The organism is Paenarthrobacter sp. Z7-10 (assembly GCF_026932795.1).
Classification (GTDB): domain Bacteria; phylum Actinomycetota; class Actinomycetes; order Actinomycetales; family Micrococcaceae; genus Arthrobacter_M.
This window is the reverse complement of the sequence record NZ_JADPVH010000015.1, coordinates 54,641-71,948: the sequence shown is the minus strand read 5'-3', so window position 1 is coordinate 71,948 and position 17,308 is coordinate 54,641. Positions and strand designations below refer to the sequence as shown.

Below are 17,308 nucleotides of genomic sequence, written 5' to 3'. Positions count from 1 at the left end.
CGGAAGCAAATGGCCCGCGAGCACACCAACATCCAAAAGCTGACGCTGACCATCATCAATACCCTGCATGAATCCAGTCTTCCGCAATCCCGGGAAACCGTTCGAAGGCGCGCCTTAACGCCCCCGATTAATCAGCACCGTCCTAGGCAGAGAAGTTCGAATTTGTACTGATTTGGATCACTCGGTATGCCTACGGGAATTGAACCCCACATATTGGAACCTGGGATTGGATTCCAGACTCCAACCGCGACACCGTAATCGTCCCACTCACCGGTAGCTGGCGGCTCCGTGTATTCGTCAGCCTGGGCTGGCAGGCAAAGAGCCGCCACCACAGCGGCTGCCAACGAGACCAGAATTAGGCCCTTTAGACTTCGCCGCTTTCTCTTCATTACGAGCTTCCGCCAAGGTGTTCCACCGTCAATGCTGACCACTGTCCATTGGCGTAGGTCGCGACCAAAATATCCGTAATGGGACGGGAGGAGGGATGCGTCTCCACGAGTGTGCCATCCGCTTGATAGTAGGAAATACTCCCTTGAGAAACGCTGGCAATGACTTGATGCGTACCGTCTGGGGCAGTTTCGAATGTGGACTGGGCGCCGTTTACCGTCATTTGTCCCCCGACCGTCCATCTGCCTTTCTGATGCCAGGGAGTAATACCGGTCTTGGTCCTGGCACACGGAATACATCCGGCCTCTGAAACCGATTCAAGAGGTTTCAGATCTCCACTTTCGAAAGCGTAGGACAACGTTTGATACCAATACCGGGCGAAGGCTTCGAGCCCTGCTTTGGAGAATTTGTCCGCGAGCGCGGGTTTGACCGGCAGTGGCACGTTTTGCGCAGGCCCGTTCGCGTCGGCTGGTTTGTAGACGGGGGTTGGCTTGGGGGTCGGTGTTGGCGAAACCGCAGCGGTTCCCGGAGCGGTGGGGTGCGCGCTGCCGGTGGCCGATGGAGGGCTGGTGGTGGGAGGCTGGGTCTGCGCCTTTGGGTTCCCGAACAGCCGGAGAGTCCGAATCCGGCCAATAACGCAGCTGCCGTCAGGACGGCTAACAGCGAGCGGCGGGCTCCCGGTCCGGGCGGGATCGACGCCCAAGCCGCCGGTTTCCAGGCCGGCATCGGCGGAGTGCGAAGTGAATTCAAATAGCGGGAACGTGAGCGCATTGAAGCCCCCAACTGGGCTCGGCACGATACAGCTGAGAATTTGTTAACCGTAGCGCAGATCGCCGAAAGCGTCCCAAGTTTTCCACAGCCAATATCGGCACTGCAGACTCGCGGAAATGGACGAAAAAGGGCCTTGAAGCCAGCCGGTGAGCGTCAACTGCCGGTGGGTGTCAGATGCCGGTAAGCGTCAACTGCCGGCGGGCAGGAGTCCTAACCGGGTCAGTCGGGACCGTGCAGCCAGTTCGCTGGGCCCAACCTTGCCCAGCGTCAACCGGATGATGGCCAGTGCTGCCCGCGTAGCTGTCACGACCGGAAGGGGGAGTGGGCCGAGGTGAGCTTTTCGCAGTCCGAGCAGATCCCGGTAGCGCGGTTCGAGGCTGGCGACGGCGGCAGCGAATAGGATGCGGTAACCGGGCTGCAGTATTGGGTGCAGCGGCGGCCTGCGGATGAATGCCACCACTTCGGCGACCCTGTCGTCGTACCGGAGTTCGCCGTCGTCGTAGCACGTGCGCAGCATGCGGCGCATTTGGCTTTCGCTTCGCGGTGCGTTCTGCACCCCCATCAGCTCCCCAGCCTGGGCCCACTCGCGCACGTAGGCGTCCGGTCCGCCCGGGATGGGACCTCCCCAAGTTTGGTGTGTGGAGAGGAACGCGTCGGTGAAGGCGATGTGGACCCAGCGCAGCAGGTCGTCATCGTTGGCGCTGTAGCCGCGTTCCACGCCTCGTCCGTCCACGTAGTGGCCGTGGACCCGTTCATGCAGCCGCAGCACCCAGTCGGACGCGGAGCGGGCTGCCTCGGTGGAACCGTAGGTCACGGTGAAGATCCAGCGGATGGTGCCGGCAAGTCGGTCCAGCGGATCTTCGCGAAACCGCGAATGGTCATACACTCCGGCCATCGCGCCCGGGTGAAGAGTCTGCATCAACAACGCCCGGATTCCGGCGACGATGGTGGCCATCGAACCATGCACCGCCCAGGCGGCCGAGCCGGGCTGGAAGTACCCGCCGTCGTCGCCGTGCGCCAATTTGGGAACCCAGTCAGGGGTGGAATCTGGATCGCCCGTGAGCGCCCGTTTTAGTTCCGTCTGCCAGGTTTTCAGGAAGTTGGCCATGGACCATTCTCCCGCATCCGGTGTCCGCACCGCAGATCCCGCGGCATCGCCCTCAGCTGGAGGTGAGTCGGCGCAGCCACTCGCTCAGGAACGCGGCCCCGGCGACGTCATGAATCACATCAGTCCCCAAGCCCAGATCGGTGGCCGTTAATACCGGGTAGGGCTTTTGCGGAACACCGTCGGCCGGACGCACGTCAACGTGCTTGACCTCGTGGTCGTGGTGGTGCAGCCAGTCGGCCATGGCGTAGTCGGTGCGCGAATCTCCCACGGTCCGCCAGGACAAGGGCGTAATTCCTTGCTGAGCCAGCAGTTCGACGGCTCGGCTGGCACCGAGATCCTTGCCCAGCTGGATGGATTCGATGTCTGTGGAAATGATGGTCGGATCAACGCGGAAGGCGGCGGGGTTATCCGGTCCATCCTCGGGGCGGTCCGGTGCATGGCGGTCCAGCCGAACGACGTCCAATCCGTGCCGTTTCATCAGCGCGGCCACATCGTCGTCGAAATGCCGCTGCTCGGCGAGATAATCGGAGCTGGATACGTTCAAATGCTGTTCCACCGACACCATGGCCCGTTTGGTTTCGTCAAAGAACATGTGCCCCGCATACTTCTCCGTCACCAAGGTGCGCACGTCGCTTCCGAAGGCGGCAGGTACAGCGAGTTCGTGATCGACATGCAGCGGTCCGGGACCATCGGCAGCGAAGCTGAACCAGACCGCACCTTTTTCGCAGATCGCATGAACCACCGTCCCGGTCGGCATCCCGCCGGCCAGCATGGGTTCCATGACTTGCGCCCGGATAAAAGCATCGGACCGTCCGGTATTGAACAGCACCGGAACTCCGGCTGCGGCCAGTGCCGCCAGATTGCTGATGATTTCCGGCTTGACGGTACGGGTTACGGGGCTGGCAATGGGACCGTCCACGTCGAGAAGGAGCGCAAGTGCGGGGGAGGAGGAACGCATGGCTTAATACTGGCAGTTTTCGCCACCCCGGGGTGACCGCCTTCGTAACCATTGCGCATCGTCCCGGCGGCACGGGCGGTACAAAGTTCCCATGCGGGATGCTTTTCTCTAGTCTGGAGCAGTGATCTTCAAAGCAGTTGGCGACGGACGCCCCTACCCCGAGCATGGCCACCGCTCCCCCAAGGACTGGGCCGCGGTGCCTCCACAGCAGGTGCGCCTTGACCAGCTCGTGACCACGAAGCGGACGTTGGATCTCGACGCACTGCTGGCCGAGGACTCCACTTTCTTCGGCGATCTATTCCCGCACGTGGTGCAGTGGAAGGACAGCCTGTACCTTGAGGACGGGCTGCACCGCGCGGTGCGAACGGCCCTGCATCAACGCACGATTCTCCATGCCCGGGTCCTGGTAATCGATGACTGACCGGCCGGCGGGACCGCCTGGTCCATCCGGGCCGTCATTGCCGGCAAAGGAACTCAAGCGCCGCCAGAAGGAGGAAACCCGGGAGCAGGCTAAGGACGTGCGGCGGGAGGCTAAGGCCGCGCGAAAGCAGGACAAGCATGACCTGGCGCAGTATCACCACGAACTGCGCCGCAGCAAGGATCCGTCGCTCTTCCATGGTCACCGTGTCTTCAACAGCAAGGACCTGAACCGGGTCTTCAACCAAGATGCTGCGGCGAAAAAGCGGGTCCGCTTTCGGCGCCGGCTGATCCACGGCATCACCCTGACGCTGCTGGTCGGGGTTGTCGTCACCGGAGCGGTCCTTGCCGTGATGATTGTCCGGGGGAATCTGAAGGTGGGTCCTGTTGCAGCGGTCGGGACGCCCGCGCCGGTTTGTCCCGTAACCACTTTTGACTACCGGCCCAACAAGCAGGTGCATCTGACGGTTTACAACAGCACCCGGCGCGAGGGGTTGGCCGGGACGGTCGCCGCGGAGCTGAAGAAGCGCGGCTATTACGTGGTCAAAGTGGCCAACAAGTCGGCAGAGTATGCGGGAACGGCCGTGGTGGTTTCCGGTCCGGCGGGCCGAGCCGCGGCCTTTAATCTGCAGCGCAATATCGCCGGAACTGACTACGTGGCGGATACGCGTTCGGACGCCACCGTGGATGTCTATCTGACCGGCGCGTTCAAAGAGCTGGTCCCGACCATCAAGGTTGACCAGACGCCGGGCCGGCTGTCCTGCCCGCGGTTGAACCCTGAGCCGACACTGCCGGCAGCGTCACCCGGAGCGCAGCCGACGACGACGGCGCCCTGAGTGAGCGGCGACAGCGCCTGAGTGAGCGGCGACAGCGCCTGAGTGGGGAGGTAACGGTCTTCCGCTGGGTGGTCGGCCACGCCCGCGGGGTCAGCCCCGCGTGGCCCTCCTGAGCAGGCGGCCGCACCCGCCGGGAAGCCTACGCGAAGCGCTGCGCCGCGGTTTCCGCCGTGATCTTCAGCGGCCGACCACCGGCATCGAACGCGGCGCCCACGCCACCCTGGATGAAGCGGACCGTGACCTCGATATGCCGCTCCAGCTCGGCGTCGTCCTGCCGTTCCGCCCCACGGGTGGCGCTGGCGGTCAGGGAACCGTGAATAAGGTGGGTGAGGCTCTGCACGTCCGCTGGCGGCAGGTAACCCTGATCCATCGCTTCACGCAGGATGTCCTGCAGCAGAGTGTTCAGCTCGCCGACGTGCACGGCGAGTTTGGCGAAGGACCCGGCCGAGAGCACGGAACGCATGGCCGGTCCCGGTGGCAGGTGCCGCCGGGAGAGGTCCAGGATCTGAGCGCGCACGTACAGCGCCAATCGGTCCACCGGATTGCCCAGGCCCGCGAGATCCGTTTTCAGCTCGCTGAGGAACCGCCCGGTTTCGTCGAACGCGTACGCCACCAGCAGTTGTTCCAGGTCCGCGAAGTAGTTATAGACGGCAGTGCGCCCGACGCCGGCCTGCCGGGCGACGTCGGTCATGGTTAGCCCGGGCAGTCCGTGGGTGAACAGGAGGTCGCCGAAGGCCTCGAGAATCTTACGCTGGGTCAGTTCGCGCTGCTCCGCGTTCGTGGGAGCGGCTATTCGTGGCATATAGACATATTAGCCTGAACTGTCAGTAAAACCTTTTCGCTCAGGATCCGGGAATCTGGATCAGGGAGCTCTTGGCGGCAGCGGATTCCTGAACGGCGGACAGGACGCGCTGCACCGCCAGGCCTTCCTCGAACGACGGCGATGGTTCGGTTCCGGCGGCGATGGCCAGCAGGAAATCGCGGGCTTGGTGCGTGAAGCTGTGCTCCCATCCGAGCACATGTCCCGGCGGCCACCAGGCATCCAGGTACGGATGTTCGGGTTCGGTGACCAGAATCCGGCTGAATCCCTGCACCCGGCCGGATTGGCGGGCATCGAAGAACCGGAGTTCATTGAGGGATTCCAGGTCGAAGGAGAGGCTGCCCAGCGTGCCGAAGACCTCAACCTGCAGCGCGTTCCGGCGTCCCAGCGCGACGCGCGAGACCTCCACGCTGGCCACCGCGCCACCGGCCAGCGTCAGCGTGGCCCAGGCAGCGTCATCGACCGTGACCGGCTCGGGGCCATGCGGCCCCGGGCGTTCGCTCACGAAGGTGTGCAGCCGGCCGGAAACCTCGGTGACCGAATCGTTGAGCAGGAACTGGATCTGATCGATGGCATGGGAGGCGATGTCTCCCAACGCACCGGAGCCGGCGGAATCTTTGCGCAGCCGCCACGTCATGGGGGCTTGCTCGTCCGCCAGCCAATCCTGAAGGTATGCGGCACGCACCTGGCGCACCTCACCGAGCTTTCCCTCCGCGATCAGTTCGCGCGCCAAGGCCAGAGCCGGGACGCGCCGGTAGGTGAACCCAACCATGGACTGCACGCCGTTGACCCGGGCTGCCGCAGCCGCCCGCGTCATGGCCTCCGACTCGGCCAGCGAGTTGGCCAGCGGTTTCTCCACCAGCACATGTTTACCGGCCTCAAGTGCGGCGATCGCTATCTCCGCGTGCAGCGAACCGGGTGCGCAGATATCGACGATATTGATGTCTTCCCGGGTCAGGACACTGCGCCAATCGATAGCCGATTCCGCCCAACCGTGCCGGGCGGCTGCCTCGGCCACCTTGGCGGCATCACGTCCCACCAGGACTTTTTGCTCGACGGCGGGGACGTCGAAGAAAGCGGCGACGTTCCGCCAGGCGTTGGAGTGTGCCTTGCCCATGAATTCGTAGCCGATGGTGGCCACGCCCAGCGGGCGCCGCGGAACTGAGTGCAGGGTCATGGAGTGTGCCTTCTAAAGAGTCTTCGCGGTCGGATCCCAGTCCTCGGGAAGAGGATCCGCCGCATCGGCACGGCTCTGCAGGGAGACGAATTCACCGGTGTCAATTGATTCCGCGATCGAGACCATGGCATCCAGAACATGATAGGCCATGGATCCCTGTGCCCGGTGCGGGCGGCCTTCCCGGAGCGCGCGGGCCATTTCCAGCACGCCGGATCCGCGGGAGGTGGTGGCGCCGACGGCTGCAATGATCTCGGGCTCCTCGGCACCACGACGGGTGAGCAGAATATCGCCGTCGAACATATTTGGATCCGGGATAGCGATGGTGGCCTCCGTCCCCGTCACTTCGACGAAGCCGGCGCGCTTGAGCGGGGAATCAAAGCTGAAGATGCTCTGCGAGGATTCGCCTCCTTCGAACTGGGCGATGGCGCTGACATGGCTGGGCACCGTGACCGCGAACTCCTCCCCGGCTTTGGGTCCGGAGCCGATGATGCGGGTTTCCCTCGACTTGGAGCCGAATGCAGCGACCTTGGCTATGGAGCCGAAGGTTTGCACCAAAGTGGTCAGATAGTAGGGTCCGATGTCGAAAAGCGGCCCCGCCCCGGCCTGGAACAGGAACGCCGGATTGGGATGCCAAGACTCCGGCCCGGGCGACTGCATCAGGGTCAGCGCGGTCAGCGGCACTCCGATTTCGCCCTTGGCGATGATCCGCAGTGCGGTCTGCATCCCGGCCCCAAGAAAGGTGTCGGGTGCGCAGCCCAGCCGCAGCCCGGCGGCGTCGGCGGCCTTCAGCAGTCCCAGGCCGCTGTCCCGGTCCAGCGAGAAAGGCTTTTCGCTCCAAACGTGCTTGCCCGCGTTGATGGCCGCGGTCGCCACCTCCACATGTGCCGCCGGAATAGTCAGGTTGACGACGATCTCAACGTCCGGGTGGGACAGCGCGGCGGCCACGCCACCGGAGGCGGGAATGCCGAATTCGGCGGCCCGTTCCGCAGCCACCTGCTCGAACATATCCGCCACAATGTGGACCTTGATGTCGGGAAAGCTGGTGAGGTTGGACAAGTACTCCTTGCTGATCACTCCCGCCCCAATCACGGCAACGCCAACCGGACCCGTCCTGCGGCTCTGACCGCTGCCAGGCTCAGCACTGGTGGAGACAGGGCTGGAAACGATGGAATCGCTGCGCTCGCTCACTAGTTCCGCCCTGCCTTCAGGTAGCTCAGGCTCTCCGAGACGGCCTCGAAGATGTCTCCGCTGAAATCGTCCAGCTCCACCACTGCCACTTCCAGCCCGGGCACCGCCTCGACGACATCCCAGATCGGCATCTTGCCGGCACCCACCGCCAACTGGTCCTTGTCCACCTTCGTCAGGGGGCCGTCCTTGATGTGGATGAACCGGACTCTGTTGCCGAGCCGGCCGAGCAGGGCCGGCACGTCCTCGCCGCCGACGGCCGCCCAATAGGTATCGACCTCCAGCAGGACGCTGGGATCCAGATGGTTGGCCAGCACCTCCAGACCGGTGCGGCCATTGACGCGGGACTCCAGCTCGAATTCGTGGTTGTGGTAGCCCACCCGGATGCCATATTCGGCACCCTTGACCGCCGCGGCATTCAAGGCGTCTGCCGTTGACTTGATGTCTTCCTCAGTGGTCCATTGTGCGCGGTCCACGTGCGGATCGATGACCGTGCCGATGCCGAGCTTGCGGGCGGCCGCGAAGATCTCATCCTGGTCCGCACGCAGCAGCGGTGCATGCCCGGAGGGTGCCGTCAGGCCGTTTTCCGTCAGGGCCGCGGCGAGTTGGTCCGCTGTGGCAACGAAGTTGTAGGGCTCCACCGCGGTGTAGCCGATGTCTGCGACGCGCTTGATGGTCCCGGAGAGGTCGGATTCCAGTGGGCCTCGGACGGTGTAGAGCTGAAGGGAGTAAGTCATGGGTTCTCCTGCGGGCTGGTGGAAGATGTGTCAGTGCTCTCTTTCAACGTAGGACAGCTTTTGACGATCGTCAAGCAAAAGTTGCAAAGCCCGTGTCGGGAAAGTTGATTGTGACAGAGTTAAGTCCGGCGTGCTATTTATTAGTGCATGTCCACACCACTGGCTGCGGCGGTTTCCACCGGCAGCACCGCGCCGGCCGGCGGCTTTTACCGAGCGGGCGATTTGTTTGCGCTGCTGCGCGATGGGCACGCCCGTACCCGGGCCGAGTTGGCGGAAATAACCGGCCTGGCGCGTTCCACTGTCGCCGCCCGGGTTGAAGCACTGACGGCCTCGGGGCTGATTGGACCCGCCGGTGAGGCCGTCTCCTCCGGCGGCCGTCCGCCGTCGCGCTTTGCCTTCCAGCCCACTGCACGGGTGGTGCTGGCCGTCGACGTCGGTGCGACCCATATCCTGGTGGCGCTAACCGACTTGGGCGGGCGCGTGCTTTGTGAATCGCGTGCGTTGCTGGAGATTTCCGCCGGGCCGGTGCCGGTCCTTGATCTGGTGGTGCAGCGCTGTGAGCTGCTGCTGCGCCAAGCGGGGCGGCATGTCAAAGAGCTGATAGGAATCGGCATCGGACTGCCGGGGCCGGTGGAACACGTCACGGGCCGGCCCGCCAACCCACCGATCATGCCCGGTTGGGATGGATTCGACGTTCCCGGCTACGTTCAGCGGTCCTTCCAGACGGACGTCCTGGTGGACAACGACGTGAACATTATGGCGCTCGGTGAGCGCGCCGCCTTCTGGCCGGAGGAAGAGAGTCTGCTCTTCATTAAGGTGGCGACGGGCATTGGCGCCGGGATTGTCAGCGGCGGTCTGCTGCAGCGCGGCGCGGATGGAACGGCCGGGGACATCGGCCACATCAGAGTTGCGCGCGGTGGGCAGATGCTGTGCCGCTGCGGCAATTACGGCTGTCTCGAGGCGCTGGCGTCCGGTCCGGCGGTGGCGGCGGCGCTGACTGCCGCGGGCACTCCGGCGGCTTCCGGAGACGAGGTGCTGGCGCTGGCGCGCAAAGGCAGCGTGCCGGCAATCCAAGCCATGCGCCAGGCCGGGCGGGATGTCGGAGATGTTCTGGCCGCCTGCGTCAACGTGCTCAACCCCTCCGTCATCGTCATTGGAGGCGGCCTCGCCGCTGCGGGAGAACATCTGATAGCCGGCGTGCGGGAGGTGGTCTATCAGCGTTCACCCCCGCTGGCCACCGCCCGGCTGCGGATCGTCCAGTCGATGGCGGCGGATCAGGCCGGTGTGCTCGGTGCCAGCCGGATGGTGATCGACCATGCGCTGTCGCCGGAGAGTGTGGAGGCGCTGCTGGCACGCTTATAACGGCGGCGGGATTCTTCCCGTCCCGGCTGGCGGAGTTTCGGCGGTCGCGTCCGGTTTCGCAGTTGTCTCGTCCGGTCTGGGGGCCGGGTCCGGTTGGCCGGACCCCGGTGGGTGCGTACGCTGAAGAAGCGGCCCCAGTTGTGGTCGAATAACGCGCGAAGTGGGGGAAGATCGGCCGTGAACCGAGTCACCATAGCGGGTCTTGCGGAACAGTTGGGAATCTCCAAGGCCTCGGTGTCGTACGCCTTGAACGACCAGCGCGGGGTAAGCGCCGAAACGCGCCAAAGGGTGCTGGCACTGGCGCAGGAACTGGGCTGGTATCCGAGCTCCAGCGCGCGTGCACTGTCCCACGCGCGCACCGGCGCGATCGGAATTGTGCTCTCCCGGGAGCCGGAAATGATAGGCGCGGAGCCCTATTACATGTCGCTCCTTGCGGGAATCGAATCCGTGCTCGGTGCCACGGATATGTCCCTGCTGCTGCGGATGGTGGGCACCGAGGGGCAGCGTGACCTGGCGGTTTACGAGCGCTGGGCGGGGGAGCGGCGGGTGGACGGTGTCATTTTATTCGACCACCTGATCGGGGATCCGCGTCTGGCGCTGCTGGACCGGCTTGCGCTTCCGTACGTGCTGCATGGCGCGTCCGTCGAGTTGCCGGGAGCCACCTGCACGACAGTGGACCAGGATGAGGATGCAGCCACCTTGGTGACCCACCTCCACGAGCTGGGCCACCACCGGCTCGCCCACGTCACCGGGCCGCGGACCCTGATTCACGAAAAGGCGCGGCTGGCTGCCGTACTGCGCCATGCCGGCCGGCATGGCATGGACGTGACGGACATCGAATCCGATTACACCTTGGCCGGCGGGGCTGCCGCGACGTCGGCGCTGCTGGCCGGGGCGAGTATGCCGACGGCGGTCATCTACGGCAACGATCTGATGACCATGGGTGGCATGACCGCCTTCAAGTTGGCCCGCGTGCCGGTGCCGGACGCGGTGTCGGTGGTCAGCTGGGACGATTCGATTCTGTGCCAGCTGGGCTCCCCGGCGGTCACCGCATTGCAGCGGAATCCGCAGGAACAGGGACGCCGCTCGGCCAGATTGTTGCTGGAGGTCATAGCCGGGCGCCAGCCCGCAAACGTCCGCGCGGGTGCAGGCGTGTTGGTGGTCCGGGAGAGTTCAGCCCGCAAGGTGAACGGCGCGGACTGACCCCTCGGTACCGAATGTTTCCCCGGAGCGGCGATAACGAGTTGGCATCGGCCCTTGTGAACTGAACCGGTTAAGTTACACTCGTCACATGCACCAAAGATCAACCCGGTGCGGCAAATGTTGACAATGGCCCCCCGCCCACTGCTGTCCCGAGTGCTTGACCCGGCGGGCGAAAAGCCCCCGTTTCCAGTGCGGGATCAATTCCTGAAACGAAGAAAAAATAACTTTTGATTGACCGTCGGCAAAAGTTCATCTAGCTTAGGTGACAAGGCCGAATCCCTGGCTCTTCAGGTGCACTTTGGATATAGACAAGGAAGTCATGCTGTGAAAATTCGTACCCTTGCGGCGACGGCGGCAATTGCCGCCCTTGCACTGACAACGGCGGGCTGTGGCGGAGGAAACAACGCATCCTCGCCCTCGGGCAGCTCCGGCGGTGGCAGCATCACCTATTGGGCCAGCAATCAGGGCACCAGCCTCGACAATGACAAGCAGGTCCTGACACCCCAGCTGGAGAAGTTCACCCAGCAGACCGGGATCAAGGTTAACCTGGAGGTCATTGGCTGGAACGATCTGCAGACCCGCATCCAGACGGCCGTCACTTCCGGCCAGGCCCCCGACGTCGTCAACATTGGGAACACCTGGGCTGCATCACTGCAGTCCACCCAGGCGTTCATGCCCTTCGACGACGCCGCCATGACGGCGATCGGCGGCAAGGACAAGTTCGTCAAGACGGCGATGGACACCGGTGGGGCCCCAGGGCAGGACCCCACCTCGGTTCCGCTCTACGGGCTGGCCTACGGGTTGTACTACAACAAGGCGATGTTCTCGACGGCGGGTCTGAAGCCGCCCACCACGTGGGAGGAGCTGGTGACAGATGCCAAGAAGCTCACCTCCGGTGACAAGTACGGGTTTGCCCTTGCCGCCGGCAGCTACACCGAGAACGCCCACTTCGCCTTTATTGATGCCGCCCAAAACGGCGCGGAGCTCTTTGACGGGGACGGGAAACCGACCTTTAACTCCGACGGTGTTGTCAACGGGATTAAGCGCTATCTGGACCTGATGCAGACGGACAAATTGGTCAACATCGCGAATGCTCAGTACGACAACGGCACCAAGGCCGTGAACGATTTCGCCACCGGCAAGGTTGCCATGATCCTGAACCAGAACAACGCAGACAGCAGCATCGTGGCCAACGGCATGAAGTCCTCCGCCTACGGAGTGGTGCCGTTCCCGGCACCCGAGGGCAGTGCATCGGATGTTGCCAGCCACGTCGCCGGCATTAACCTGTCGATCTTCGACAATTCAAAAAATAAGGACGCCGCACTGAAATTTGTGAAGTTCATGACCAGCCCGGAGACTCAAACCGCATTGGACAAGCCCTTCTCATCACTGCCGGTGCTCAACGGTGCCACGCCGAACTTCACCGACAATCCGGAGGAAGCCAAGACGTTCGCGGACATCTACGCCACGAAATCCAAGCCGCTTCCGCTGGTTCCGGCGGAGGATCAGTTTGAAAGCACCGTCGGCAAGGCGATGAACCAGATGTTCGCCAAGATCGCCTCCGGCGGAACGGTCAGCACGGATGACATTCACAACGCCATGAAAACCGCCGAGCAGCAGGTGGCCGCGGCCGGATAACAGCAGGAGGACCGGAAGCAGGCCCGCGGAACACGTTTCGGGCCTGCTTCCGGTCAGCAGCACCGCCCGCCCGCCCGGGCGGTGACCCAGGTCCAGAACAGAAAGGGGAGTCCCTCGTGACTGCTGCGACTGCCACTCCAACGTCCAACAAGCCCGCCACGCCCGGGGCCAAAAAGCCGCGCCGACCCAGGCCGTCCGGCTGGTGGCTGCCCTACGCACTGTTGGCGCCCGCCGTCGTCTTCGAGCTGGTGATTCACGTTATCCCGATGTTCACCGGCATCTGGATGAGCTTCCTCAAACTGACCAAGGCCTTCATCGCCAACTGGGGCAAGGCACCGGTCACCGGAATCAAGAACTACTCGGTGGCTCTGGATTTCAACGGCGCCGTCGGTGCGGCCCTGCTGCAGTCGTTCCTGATTACCTGCGCCTTCACCGTGCTGGTGGTTGGCATCTCCTGGATCCTGGGCATGGCGGCCGCGGTGGCCCTGCAGAAGGAATTCTGGGGCCGCGGCTTCATCCGCACCCTCTTCCTGGTCCCGTACGCCCTGCCGATGTACGCAGGCATCATCGCCTGGAAGTTTATGCTGCAGAAGGATACCGGGGCGGTCAACCACTTCATCTTCGACAACCTGGGCATCGGCGGGGACAAGCCGTTCTGGCTGATCGGCAACAATGCCTTCGCCGCCGTCGTCGTCGTCGCCATTTGGCGGCTGTGGCCGTTCGCCTTCCTGATGCTGATGGCGGGTCTGCAGTCCATCCCGCACGACGTCTACGAGGCGTCAGCAGTGGACGGAGCAAAGCCTTTCCGGCAGTGGCGTTCCATTACGCTTCCGATGGTGCGGCCGGTGAACATGGTACTGATCCTGGTGATGTTCCTGTGGACCTTCAACGACTTCAACACTCCCTTTGTGCTCTTCGGCAACGCCCAGCCGCCGGCCGGAGACCTGATTTCCTTCCATATCTACAACGCGTCCTTCCTGACCTGGAACTTTGGCTCCGGAGCCGCCATGTCGGTGCTGCTGCTGCTTTTCCTCCTGCTGGTGAGCGGGATCTACCTGAGTGTGCTGAACCGGAGGTCCCATCGTGCATGAAACAACTCCCGCCAAGGTTTTCCGGATTGTTGTGGTCGCGGTGCTGACGGTCTTTACCGTGGTGCCCGTGTACGTGATGATCACCTCCGCAATGAAACCGCTGAGCGATGTGCAGGGCGCCTTCACCTGGTGGCCCAGCACGGTGACCTTCGCGCCCTTTGTGGACATGTGGAAAACGGTGCCGCTGGCCAGTTACTTCGTCAACAGCGTCATCGTCGCCGGCGCGGCCACCATTCTGTCCCTGATCATCGCCGTTTTTGCCTCCTTCGCGATCTCGCGTTACCGCTTCCTGGGCCGTTCGGTCTTTTCCACCACGGTGCTTTCGACGCAGATGTTCCCCGGCGTGCTGTTCCTGCTGCCGTTGTTCCTGATTTTCGTGAACATCAACTCAACCGTGGGGATCCAGCTGGTCGGGACCCGGCTGGGCCTGGTCATCACTTACCTGACCTTCTCGCTGCCCTTCTCGATCTGGATGCTGGCCGGGTATTTTGACGGCATCCCGCGTGAACTTGACGAGGCGGCGAAGGTGGACGGCTGCGGCCCGATGGGTGCGCTGATGCGGGTGGTCCTGCCCGCAGCCCGACCGGGCCTGATAGCCGTGGCGATCTACTCTTTCATGACTTCCTGGGGGGAGGTCCTGTTTGCCTCGGTGATGACCACTGACGCCAACCGGACCCTGGCCGTGGGACTGCAGCTCTACTCCACCCAGACCAATGTGTACTGGAACCAAATCATGGCCGCGTCCCTGGTGGTCAGTGTCCCGGTGGTCATCGGCTTCCTGCTGCTGCAGCGTAACTTCGTTGCCGGACTGACCGCCGGGGCCGTCAAGTAATCCCGAACAGGAAAGGCACGAGGATGAGGCGGCACTTCGCCAAGGTTGCAGGAAACGACGACGACGACGATGGCGGCGCCGGCTCAGTGGTCTGGCTCGGGGCGAACTTCTGGTCCCGGACCGGAGGGCCGCTGATGTGGCGCAACTATGATGGCGCCGTGGTGCGCCAGGAACTGCAGGTGCTGGCGGAGCACGGGCTGAACATGACGCGGTCCTTCTTCTACTGGCCGGACTTCCAGCCGGAGCCGGACCGGTTGGATGAACAATGCTGCGCGCACTTTGCCGATTTCCTGCAGGCGCACCACGAAATTGGCATGAGCACCATTCCGACATTCATCGTGGGGCACATGTCAGGGGAAAACTGGGACCCGTCGTGGCGCGCGGGCCGGAATCTGTACACCGACGTCTGGTTCGTCAACCGGCAGACCTGGTACATCAAATCCCTCACCGCCCGGTATGCCGCCCATCCCGCGGTGGCTGGCTGGTTGATCACGAACGAAGTGCCGATCTACGGCGGAGAGGCCAGCCGCGCCGAGGTGGCGGCGTGGTCTGAACTGATGGTCAATGCGGTGCTGGCCGGCGGTGGCCGGCAGCCGGTCTCGATCGGTGACGGTGCGTGGGGAATTGAGACGACCGGTCATGACAACGGTTTTTCGCTCACGGATTTGGCGCCCTTTGTGGATTTCGTCGGTCCGCATGTGTACCGGATGGAAACCGACGTGCTCCGGCAGCACCTGAAGGCGGCCTTCATCTGCGAAATGGCCTCGATGACCGGACAGCCGGTGGTGATGGAGGAGTTCGGGCTTTCCAGCGACTTCGTCTCCAACGCCAACGCCGGCCACTACTACCGCCAACTGCTGTACAACACACTGCTGGCCGGAGCCACGGGCTGGATTGCGTGGAACAACACGGACTACGACGCCATCGTGGAGCAGCGTCCCTACAGTCACCACCCCTTTGAGCTGCATTTCGGCATCACCGATGCCGCCGGCGCCCCTAAGCCTGCGCTGCGGGAGCTGAAGGCCTTCACCGACACGCTGCGGGCGATCGATCTGCCGCGGCTGCAGCGGGCTGAGGTATCCACGGCACTGGTGCTGACCTCCTATCTCGCCGCGGACTACCCGTTCACGCAAGAGGAGGAGCGCACCCTGATCGTGCGGACGGCCGAGCAGTCCTATGTGGCCGCGCACGAGGCGCATCTTCCGCTCGCCGTCGTGCGGGAAACCGAGGACGGCGGCCTACCGGAGGGGTACGGCCTGTATCTGCTGCCCTCCATCAAGGCGCTGACCGGCCCGTCCTGGCTGCAGCTGCCGGAGCTGGCCCGTTCCGGTGCCACCATCTATGCCTCCTACTGTGTGGGTGAAACCGGGGCGCAGCGCGGGCCGTGGTGGATTTCCACCGAGGAAATCTTCGGCGTTGAACGCCAGCTGGTTTACGGACTGAACAATCCGATCCGGGACGAGGTGGTAGAGCTGACCTTCAACACGGATTTCGGCACGTTGAAGGCCGGTGATGTGCTCCGTTTTACCGCGGCCGGCAACGCCCACGCACGCGCCTTCCTGCCGGTTACACTCACCGATGGCACCGTCATAGCGACTGACGCGCATGGCAACCCGGCGCTGATCGTCAAGGAGCATGGCGCCGGGCGGACGGTGCTGTGCACCTATCCACTGGAGTACCTAGCGTCGGCGCAGGGAGGCGTTAACCCCGAAGACACCCACCGGCTTTACCAGGCGCTGGCTGCGGTTGCCTGCATCGGGCCCACGCTGGAGCTGGCGGACCCGCTGCTGTTCGTGGACTCGTTGCTGCATCCGGATGGTCGGGAGTTCGTGGTGCTCGTCAGCCAGCACGCCGAGCCTGCCGACGTATCGCTGCCGGCAGACGCCGGACTGCGGACCCTGGACGGTGCAAACGTGGAAGCGCTGCGGCTGGATCCCTTTGGGGTGGCCGTCCTGCAGCGCTAGCGGGCGCAGCCGTCCGGACCACAGGCCGCGGAGTCTCCGCTCGGCACCATGACCAGCGGATGAGTGGCTTGCCAGGCTTCGTTGAGTGCTTGGGTGAACAGCTCGGACGGCTGGGCGCCGGAGATGCCGTACGTGCGGTCGATCACGAAGAAGGGGACGCCTGTCACGCCGAGGCTGCGGGCCTCCTCAAAGTCCTGCCGAACGTCGTCGGCATAGCGTTCGGAGTCCAGCGCCTGATTAATCTCCTCCGGATCGAGGCCCAGGTGGGTCCCGGTGCGGACCAGAAACCCGCGGCTGCCGATGTCCTCGCCGTGCTCGAAATGACCTGACAGCAGGGCCTCTTTAACGCCGTCGGCCTGGCCATGCGCGGCGGCCAGATGCAGCAGCTGGTGGGCACCGAAACTGTTTGCGACCACCACCTTGCCGAAGTCGTACCGCAGTCCCACGCCGGCAGCCTGTTCGGTGACGTGCGCGAACATGCCGCGCAGCTGGTCCTCGGCCATCCCCTTGCGCTCGCTGAGGTATGCCAGCTCGGTCCCGTCGTAATGCTCCGGCAACGACGGATCCAGCTGGTAGCTGCGCCACTGGACCTCAACCTCGTCCTTGTGCGGGAAGGTTGCGAGGGCCGCCTCAAAACGGCGTTTGCCAATGTAGCACCACGGGCAGGCCACATCGGACCAGATTTCAACTTTCATGCCAGCTCCTCGCCTTCATGCCGCTTCCATGTTCACACTTGCCAACCCCGGCTGCCCCCACCCTATTCCGGCGGCGCCACCCTCTTCCGGAAGCGCCACCCTTTCCGGGACCCCCACCCGCTTCCGG

16 protein-coding genes are annotated in these 17,308 nt (G+C 63.8%); 8 read left to right on the top strand and 8 right to left on the bottom strand.

What is annotated here, in order from left to right; translation table 11 throughout:
- Window positions 1-388: 388 nt before the first annotated feature.
- From IV498_RS19035 to IV498_RS06675, 3 genes are all read right to left on the bottom strand, one after another.
- The gene (locus IV498_RS19035; protein ID WP_442951305.1) at window positions 389-1,183 is read right to left on the bottom strand and encodes a DUF6318 family protein; all 795 of its coding nucleotides are present in this window, start codon (window positions 1,181-1,183) and stop codon (window positions 389-391) included.
- Between the two features lie 162 nt (window positions 1,184-1,345).
- Window positions 1,346-2,266 carry an oxygenase MpaB family protein gene (locus IV498_RS06680; protein WP_269045782.1) on the bottom strand — a complete coding sequence of 307 codons (921 nt, stop codon included), beginning with the start codon at window positions 2,264-2,266 and terminating at the stop codon, window positions 1,346-1,348.
- Window positions 2,267-2,318: 52 nt separating this feature from the next.
- Window positions 2,319-3,224, bottom strand: coding sequence for a hypothetical protein (locus IV498_RS06675; RefSeq protein WP_269045781.1), 906 nt, complete (start codon window positions 3,222-3,224; stop codon window positions 2,319-2,321).
- 121 nt (window positions 3,225-3,345) lie between these two features.
- Here IV498_RS06675 and IV498_RS06670 point away from each other — a divergent pair, with 121 nt between their 5' ends.
- Together IV498_RS06670 and IV498_RS06665 are read left to right on the top strand one after the other, a co-directional pair.
- Complete coding sequence (locus tag IV498_RS06670) at window positions 3,346-3,645, top strand: type II toxin-antitoxin system VapB family antitoxin (RefSeq protein WP_269045780.1); 300 nt, start codon at window positions 3,346-3,348, stop codon at window positions 3,643-3,645.
- A 37-nt stretch (window positions 3,646-3,682) separates the two neighbouring features.
- A complete protein-coding gene (locus IV498_RS06665) occupies window positions 3,683-4,477 on the top strand; it encodes a LytR C-terminal domain-containing protein (RefSeq protein ID WP_269045779.1) in 795 nt (264 codons plus the stop codon).
- Between the two features lie 139 nt (window positions 4,478-4,616).
- Here IV498_RS06665 and IV498_RS06660 read toward each other — a convergent pair whose 3' ends face one another.
- The 4 genes from IV498_RS06660 to IV498_RS06645 are packed head-to-tail and all read right to left on the bottom strand — an operon-like array spanning window position 4,617 to window position 8,396.
- Window positions 4,617-5,279 (bottom strand): TetR/AcrR family transcriptional regulator, encoded by a 663-nt coding sequence (locus tag IV498_RS06660; RefSeq protein WP_269045778.1) that lies wholly within the window; start codon window positions 5,277-5,279, stop codon window positions 4,617-4,619.
- Window positions 5,280-5,319: 40 nt separating this feature from the next.
- Complete coding sequence (locus tag IV498_RS06655; protein ID WP_269045777.1) at window positions 5,320-6,474, bottom strand: Gfo/Idh/MocA family protein; 1,155 nt, start codon at window positions 6,472-6,474, stop codon at window positions 5,320-5,322.
- A 12-nt stretch (window positions 6,475-6,486) separates the two neighbouring features.
- Window positions 6,487-7,641 (bottom strand): Gfo/Idh/MocA family protein, encoded by a 1,155-nt coding sequence (locus IV498_RS06650; RefSeq protein WP_269045787.1) that lies wholly within the window; start codon window positions 7,639-7,641, stop codon window positions 6,487-6,489.
- A 20-nt stretch (window positions 7,642-7,661) separates the two neighbouring features.
- Entirely contained in the window at window positions 7,662-8,396 is a 735-nt protein-coding gene (locus tag IV498_RS06645) for a sugar phosphate isomerase/epimerase family protein (RefSeq protein WP_269045776.1), read from the bottom strand.
- 147 nt (window positions 8,397-8,543) lie between these two features.
- Between IV498_RS06645 and IV498_RS06640 the strand changes: the two genes are divergently transcribed.
- The 6 genes from IV498_RS06640 (at window position 8,544) to IV498_RS06615 (ending at window position 16,486) form a co-directional block, all read left to right on the top strand.
- Window positions 8,544-9,758, top strand: coding sequence for an ROK family protein (locus IV498_RS06640; RefSeq protein WP_269045775.1), 1,215 nt, complete (start codon window positions 8,544-8,546; stop codon window positions 9,756-9,758).
- A 177-nt stretch (window positions 9,759-9,935) separates the two neighbouring features.
- Window positions 9,936-10,961, top strand: a complete 1,026-nt coding sequence (locus IV498_RS06635) for a LacI family DNA-binding transcriptional regulator (RefSeq protein ID WP_269045774.1) — start codon at window positions 9,936-9,938, stop codon at window positions 10,959-10,961.
- Between the two features lie 324 nt (window positions 10,962-11,285).
- Complete coding sequence (locus tag IV498_RS06630; protein ID WP_269045773.1) at window positions 11,286-12,599, top strand: ABC transporter substrate-binding protein; 1,314 nt, start codon at window positions 11,286-11,288, stop codon at window positions 12,597-12,599.
- Window positions 12,600-12,715: 116 nt separating this feature from the next.
- Window positions 12,716-13,690, top strand: a complete 975-nt coding sequence (locus IV498_RS06625) for a carbohydrate ABC transporter permease (protein WP_269045772.1) — start codon at window positions 12,716-12,718, stop codon at window positions 13,688-13,690.
- Complete coding sequence (locus IV498_RS06620; protein WP_269045771.1) at window positions 13,683-14,522, top strand: carbohydrate ABC transporter permease; 840 nt, start codon at window positions 13,683-13,685, stop codon at window positions 14,520-14,522. Before IV498_RS06625 ends, IV498_RS06620 begins: the two co-directional genes overlap by 8 nt.
- A gap of 23 nt (window positions 14,523-14,545) precedes the next feature.
- Window positions 14,546-16,486 carry a glycoside hydrolase 5 family protein gene (locus IV498_RS06615; protein ID WP_269045770.1) on the top strand — a complete coding sequence of 647 codons (1,941 nt, stop codon included), beginning with the start codon at window positions 14,546-14,548 and terminating at the stop codon, window positions 16,484-16,486.
- Here IV498_RS06615 and IV498_RS06610 read toward each other — a convergent pair.
- Entirely contained in the window at window positions 16,483-17,181 is a 699-nt protein-coding gene (locus IV498_RS06610) for a DsbA family oxidoreductase (RefSeq protein WP_269045769.1), read from the bottom strand. The two genes, IV498_RS06615 and IV498_RS06610, sit on opposite strands and share 4 nt — an antisense overlap.
- Between the last annotated feature and the right edge of the window lie 127 nt (window positions 17,182-17,308).

What these genes read in the sequence shown, in the direction of transcription:
- IV498_RS06680 (WP_269045782.1), bottom strand. Translation starts at nt 2,266, where the DNA reads ATGGCCAACTTCCTGAAAACCTGGCAGACGGAACTAAAACGGGCGCTC.
- IV498_RS06675 (WP_269045781.1), bottom strand. Translation starts at nt 3,224, where the DNA reads ATGCGTTCCTCCTCCCCCGCACTTGCGCTCCTTCTCGACGTGGACGGT.
- IV498_RS06660 (WP_269045778.1), bottom strand. Translation starts at nt 5,279, where the DNA reads ATGCCACGAATAGCCGCTCCCACGAACGCGGAGCAGCGCGAACTGACC.
- IV498_RS06655 (WP_269045777.1), bottom strand. Translation starts at nt 6,474, where the DNA reads ATGACCCTGCACTCAGTTCCGCGGCGCCCGCTGGGCGTGGCCACCATC.
- IV498_RS06645 (WP_269045776.1), bottom strand. Translation starts at nt 8,396, where the DNA reads ATGACTTACTCCCTTCAGCTCTACACCGTCCGAGGCCCACTGGAATCC.
- IV498_RS06640 (WP_269045775.1), top strand. Translation starts at nt 8,544, where the DNA reads ATGTCCACACCACTGGCTGCGGCGGTTTCCACCGGCAGCACCGCGCCG.
- IV498_RS06615 (WP_269045770.1), top strand. Translation starts at nt 14,546, where the DNA reads ATGAGGCGGCACTTCGCCAAGGTTGCAGGAAACGACGACGACGACGAT.
- IV498_RS06610 (WP_269045769.1), bottom strand. Translation starts at nt 17,181, where the DNA reads ATGAAAGTTGAAATCTGGTCCGATGTGGCCTGCCCGTGGTGCTACATT.